Annotated in this window: 9 protein-coding genes; 1 reads left to right on the forward strand and 8 read right to left on the reverse strand. The window is 31.0% G+C overall.

Annotated elements, in window-relative coordinates; all coding sequences use genetic code 11:
* Positions 1 to 45: 45 nt before the first annotated feature.
* Positions 46 to 927, forward strand: coding sequence for a nucleoside triphosphate pyrophosphohydrolase family protein (locus tag M0R36_10975; protein ID MCK9556312.1), 882 nt, complete (start codon positions 46 to 48; stop codon positions 925 to 927).
* Between the two features lie 623 nt (positions 928 to 1550).
* Here the strand turns inward: M0R36_10975 and M0R36_10980 are convergent.
* From M0R36_10980 to M0R36_11015, 8 genes are all read right to left on the reverse strand, one after another.
* Positions 1551 to 1979 (reverse strand): hypothetical protein, encoded by a 429-nt coding sequence (locus M0R36_10980; protein ID MCK9556313.1) that lies wholly within the window; start codon positions 1977 to 1979, stop codon positions 1551 to 1553.
* A complete protein-coding gene (locus M0R36_10985; GenBank protein ID MCK9556314.1) occupies positions 1979 to 2371 on the reverse strand; it encodes a hypothetical protein in 393 nt (130 codons plus the stop codon). Before M0R36_10985 ends, M0R36_10980 begins: the two co-directional genes overlap by 1 nt.
* A 9-nt stretch (positions 2372 to 2380) precedes the next feature.
* On the reverse strand, positions 2381 to 2602 hold the full coding sequence (locus M0R36_10990; protein ID MCK9556315.1) for a hypothetical protein: 222 nt from the start codon (positions 2600 to 2602) through the stop codon (positions 2381 to 2383).
* 611 nt (positions 2603 to 3213) lie between these two features.
* Positions 3214 to 3483, reverse strand: a complete 270-nt coding sequence (locus tag M0R36_10995; protein MCK9556316.1) for a hypothetical protein — start codon at positions 3481 to 3483, stop codon at positions 3214 to 3216.
* A complete protein-coding gene (locus tag M0R36_11000) occupies positions 3480 to 3698 on the reverse strand; it encodes a hypothetical protein (GenBank protein ID MCK9556317.1) in 219 nt (72 codons plus the stop codon). The genes M0R36_10995 and M0R36_11000 overlap by 4 nt, the downstream gene beginning before the upstream one ends.
* Before the next feature lie 49 nt (positions 3699 to 3747).
* Positions 3748 to 4041, reverse strand: coding sequence for a hypothetical protein (locus M0R36_11005; protein MCK9556318.1), 294 nt, complete (start codon positions 4039 to 4041; stop codon positions 3748 to 3750).
* 16 nt (positions 4042 to 4057) lie between these two features.
* Positions 4058 to 4264 carry a hypothetical protein gene (locus M0R36_11010; GenBank protein MCK9556319.1) on the reverse strand — a complete coding sequence of 69 codons (207 nt, stop codon included), beginning with the start codon at positions 4262 to 4264 and terminating at the stop codon, positions 4058 to 4060.
* A 2-nt stretch (positions 4265 to 4266) separates the two neighbouring features.
* The coding region (locus M0R36_11015; GenBank protein ID MCK9556320.1) for a hypothetical protein at positions 4267 to 4828 on the reverse strand (562 nt) is incomplete at its 5' end.

Here is a 4828-nt window from a genome sequence, read left to right on the forward strand (position 1 = left end):
TGATGACAAATGAAAAAATTATTAGAAGAAGGAGGAAAATAAGTAATGGATTTTAAGAATAGACCAATAGTTGTTTGGGTTGATAAGGATAATAAATATATTGATTCTTTAATTCCAAAATCATTAGTTGATGTTGGAGTTAATATCAAAAAAATTGATATGGGGAATCCAGAGGAAGGAACTCATAGAAATTGTTCTTGTGATCATGATAAAGATTATGAAAAATGTTATGATCCGGATTATTACGATCATACAGAATATAAAGAATGTTGTGATGGTATTTGTCAAGATGAAAATAAAAAGAATGAAGAAAAAATTGATTGCTATTATGATTTAGATACCAAACCATCTGAAGAGGAATTGGAGATACTGGGGGATATGGTTGAAAATATTTTAAAAGAAAGCAAAGATCCGGAATTTTGGGTTTATGAAGTAGAAGATGGACATATACATGTTACCAAAAAACCAGATATACATTTATTACCAGAGGATGTTGTTGCAGAACACAATGCTCTTGTTTATAATCTTATTGGTTTAAAAAATTCTAAAACATTAGGATTTAATGAATATCAATCTGAAGCACACTCTATGGCTGTTTATCCATCTACTCATATATGTATACCACCAAAAAATAATAAATCTTCACACACCATACCTACAGACTGGGTTTATCCTGCTTTAGGATTAGCAAATGAAGCTGGAGAAGTATTAGGTAAATTAAAAAAGATAATGAGAGATAAAGATGGTATTATTGTTGATGAAGATAGAGAGAAGATTGGAAGTGAAATTGGAGATGTGTTGTGGTATCTATCTGAATTAAGTTTGACATTGGGATTAGATCTTCAGAGTGTTGCTCAAAAGAATATTGATAAATTAAGAAAGAGGAAAGCTGAGAATAAAATTAAGGGTGATGGGGATAATAGATGAGTCTATTTGAAAGGTTAATGGAGGGAAAGAAATGAAGTATTTAAAGATGTTATTAAAAGCATTTGGTATTCTTGTTGCAATTTATGTTGGATCAATTTTGTTTACTATTGCTGTATTTGTATGTGCTGCTATAGCCAATGGAATGTAATATGAAATTATTTTTAGTGTTGTACGGTCTTGTTGGTCTTCTAGTCAATCATATAACCAAACCATCAGAAATTGAATATGATATTTTTGGCATAGAATTACTAGAAAATAAAATAAGAAGAATGTTGTTTAGTTTTACCGTTGGCCCGTGTGTTCTATGTTTTATTTTGATAATAGAGATGATTGAAATTATAATTAAAAAAATTGCAGACATAATTAGATATTTTTCTCAGTATATGGTTTAACTGAAAGGAGAAAAATATATATGGGTGGTTCCAGAATGAATTGTAGTTTATTTAGAGGAATTAGATATGGATATTTGAAACAAATATTTAAATATGTTTGGGGTGGGAGAAAAGAATATCCAACCCTTAAATGGTTTATGTCGGATACTATAAATTCTTTAAAATTTTGGGAATAAAAAATGAATACAAAAAAAGAAGATAGTTTTAATTAACTATCTTCTTTTCATTCATTCACCCATGTCTTCTTTTGTTAACCACTCTTTTTCCCGTTCCTCTGTCCCTTAATAATTTGAAATCTTTGACATAATTCCATAGTGTGTTTTCATTCATCGCAAATGCAAAATTTTCTTTATTTCCGCATAGTGTGATCACAAGTCTTAAATTATATTTTTCTTTCATTTCTTTTGGATCTTCACCATCGTATCCATATGATTCAGATACAAATTCCGTTTTGTTTCCTGTTTTTCTTGTTCCATTTCGTTTCCATGAGTATTCTACTCTTGCTATATCAATATCCATATTTTCTATAGTTATTTTATCAAATTCTTCCTGTCCTGGGCCAAAACCATATACACCAGAACTATTCCGGAGATAATAAATAATATCTCCATGCTTTGGTTTTTTCTCTTTAAATCCTTCATAGAAAGAAATTGTTCTCATCACACCTTCCTTATCTCATTGTCCCGATGCGCATATCTCCATTGTAATATTTCCATTAGTTCATTTTCATGAGCATCCATCATGTAATCAGATAAATCTCCATGACAATCTACGAACATTGATGCATATTTCTCTTGATGATGTAAAACTATATTTTGATGATTAATTAATTTTCTAATAACTGCTATTCTAAAATATTCAACTAGATATTGACTGTTCAATGTTATGATTATGGGGAATTCTTTGTTGTTTTTTAGTCCATCTGATAATTCTAGGATCATTGAATCTGCACATCCATCACCAGTATAAGTTGGATTTTTAGAATTTGCATCATATACTACTATCAACTTATAATCTTTGTAAATATCTTTTAATTCTTTTACTTCATTCATTTACATCTCCTATGTTTTTCTATTGAAATTTTCCATCTCAATTGGATGTGATCTAGTCACCATACCATCGAGATAAATTGTATCAACAAAGTAAACTATATGGGGGTGTACAACTTCAAGTTCTTCTACGTATTTATGGGCTTCATTTTCATTAATGAATCCTCGTTTGATAAAAGGTTCACCGCCATTCTCCGAATCAACATCGATACAAGCGACAAAAATTTTATCCATTGTTTATCTCCATCAATTTGTTACACAACTCTCTCAGTTCTTCAACTTTCTTAAGACCGTTTGATAATTCTTTGCATATATCACAAGCGTGCTCATTTTCTTTAATGAATTTGTTAATTTCTTCTAACCTATTTTCTAATACCTCATTTCTGGATTTTAATTCTTTGTTCTTTTTTCTCAGTAATTGGTTTTCCTGAATTTTGTTTGATAATTTTATTTTAATCTCTTACCTCCTTCAAAACTTACTTTCAGTCCTATACACGGGAGTGGAAAAAAGTATAGTGTTCTACTCTGCCTATCCCAGTAAAATCCTACCCAGAAATCATACCATGCAAAGAATAGTTTAATCTTCATGATAACTCCGAGAGTCATAAAAATCAGCCCATGTCATCGGTTTAGGACATTCTACTTTTGGACATGGTAGATAAATTGTTGACTTGCATAAATTACGGAGTGGCTTATTATTGATAGGATAACCTAGTCTACATGAAAATGATCCGTCTGCATAATTCTTCTTCACGGCTCTACAATGTCTACTACTACCAATGCAGTATTTCTTCACTTCATTCACCGCCTTTCATACATTCCTTATTTACGATTTATCTTATTTTTCACTCCATGTGATTCATAATTCTTTCAATGTCATCATCTAATAAAATTTTCAGATTCTTTTCCAAGAGTTTAATGTTATCGTCAGCTCTTCCTATGTCCAGTCGTGATAAATTATATCTGATGTCTGCAATGTCTTTTAAAGCTTCCCCAATACCTTTCTTAATAGTATCAATCCGGTGTGTAAAATATCTCTCATTAGTTTCTAATGTCCATTTTACCATTCCAATTTTAAGATCTTTAAATCCTTCATAGAAAGAAATTGTTCTCACTGCTTGCCTCTTGACCTTTGTTTTGTATTAAAATTTTCAACATCAAATTCTCCAGGCCAGTCCCCTTGTACCTGACCACATTCAAGACAAAAATCCATTATAATCTGATCTGGATCTTCACCAGTATTGGGAATTTTTGGATTATATCCCTCATACATCTCTTCCTGGAATTCACAGTAAAGACCATCACTGTGTTTTGTTTGAATATGTATCACTCGTCTACTCCCACACTTTTGACATTTCATTTAATATTCTCCATCTTTTTTACCTCTTCCTTCGCTGTAATTTTTTAAAATCTTTTATTCCTTTTTCAAATCCCTCTATGATTGCTTCACATTTATTTTTATATCTTGGAAATAATTCATCTATAACTTCCAAGATATCCTCTGTTGTTATTATAAAAATATATTCGTTAGAATATGCTAATTCATTGAGTTTATTTGTAATGCGCCTTTTTACTGTTTCTGGGGTGCAATCGTCTCCGATACATATTCCTTCCGCCATTAATTTTATTTCTCTTCTCAAAATTCTTCTTTTTTCTTCTTTTACTTTGTCCATCTATTTCTTCTCCTCACTATAAATCATCAAGTAAATCCGGATGCTGTATCAATAAATCAATGATAATGCTTTGACATTCCTTGAGTAATTCTTTTGGTGTTCTTTCTCCCCAAGATCCACACCAATATGTTATTTTTCCATCTGGATAATCCCTTGAATGCCACGCTGCATTGTTATCTACTTTTATTCCTCTAACATTTCCAACATGAAGTTGTTGTCCCATATTCACCCTTTCATCATCTGAATCATCAATGGTTCTTCTTGTTTCCCAATATCACTTGTTGGAGTTTCAATTCCCAATTTAGATGCAATATATGTATCTCCCTGATTCACACGTTTTTTATTTCCTTGAATCTTCTTTATCAACTCTTTTGCTTCTTCTCTCCTAATGAAATCATGTAGATTTTCTTTAAGCCATTCGATAAATTCTTCAAATGTTTCTTTAGGAACACCAACAAATTTAGAATCTAATTCTTCTGCTATCTCGGCTGGGATTTTGTATTTATTGAGTGGTATTAATTCTTCACCATTTTTTGCGTATGTTTCAAACATTGTGTATTCGCATTCATCTTTTCCGCTATAGCAATTCGTTATGTAACTATCGTCAAAATCTCCTTCTTTTAATCCAAGATAATCCATGAATCTTTTTGTTGGATCATCATAGGCATAACAAGCAACACCTAATAACAATCTTTTTTCTGTTTTATTTCCTTCCCCAAATTTCATTGACATTGCAATAACGAAGATTGAATTATTTTCTTTTTGTGATCTTATAGCTCTGATTGTT

Source organism: bacterium, from assembly GCA_023228325.1.
Classification (GTDB): domain Bacteria; phylum Auribacterota; class UBA6266; order UBA6266; family UBA6266; genus UBA6266.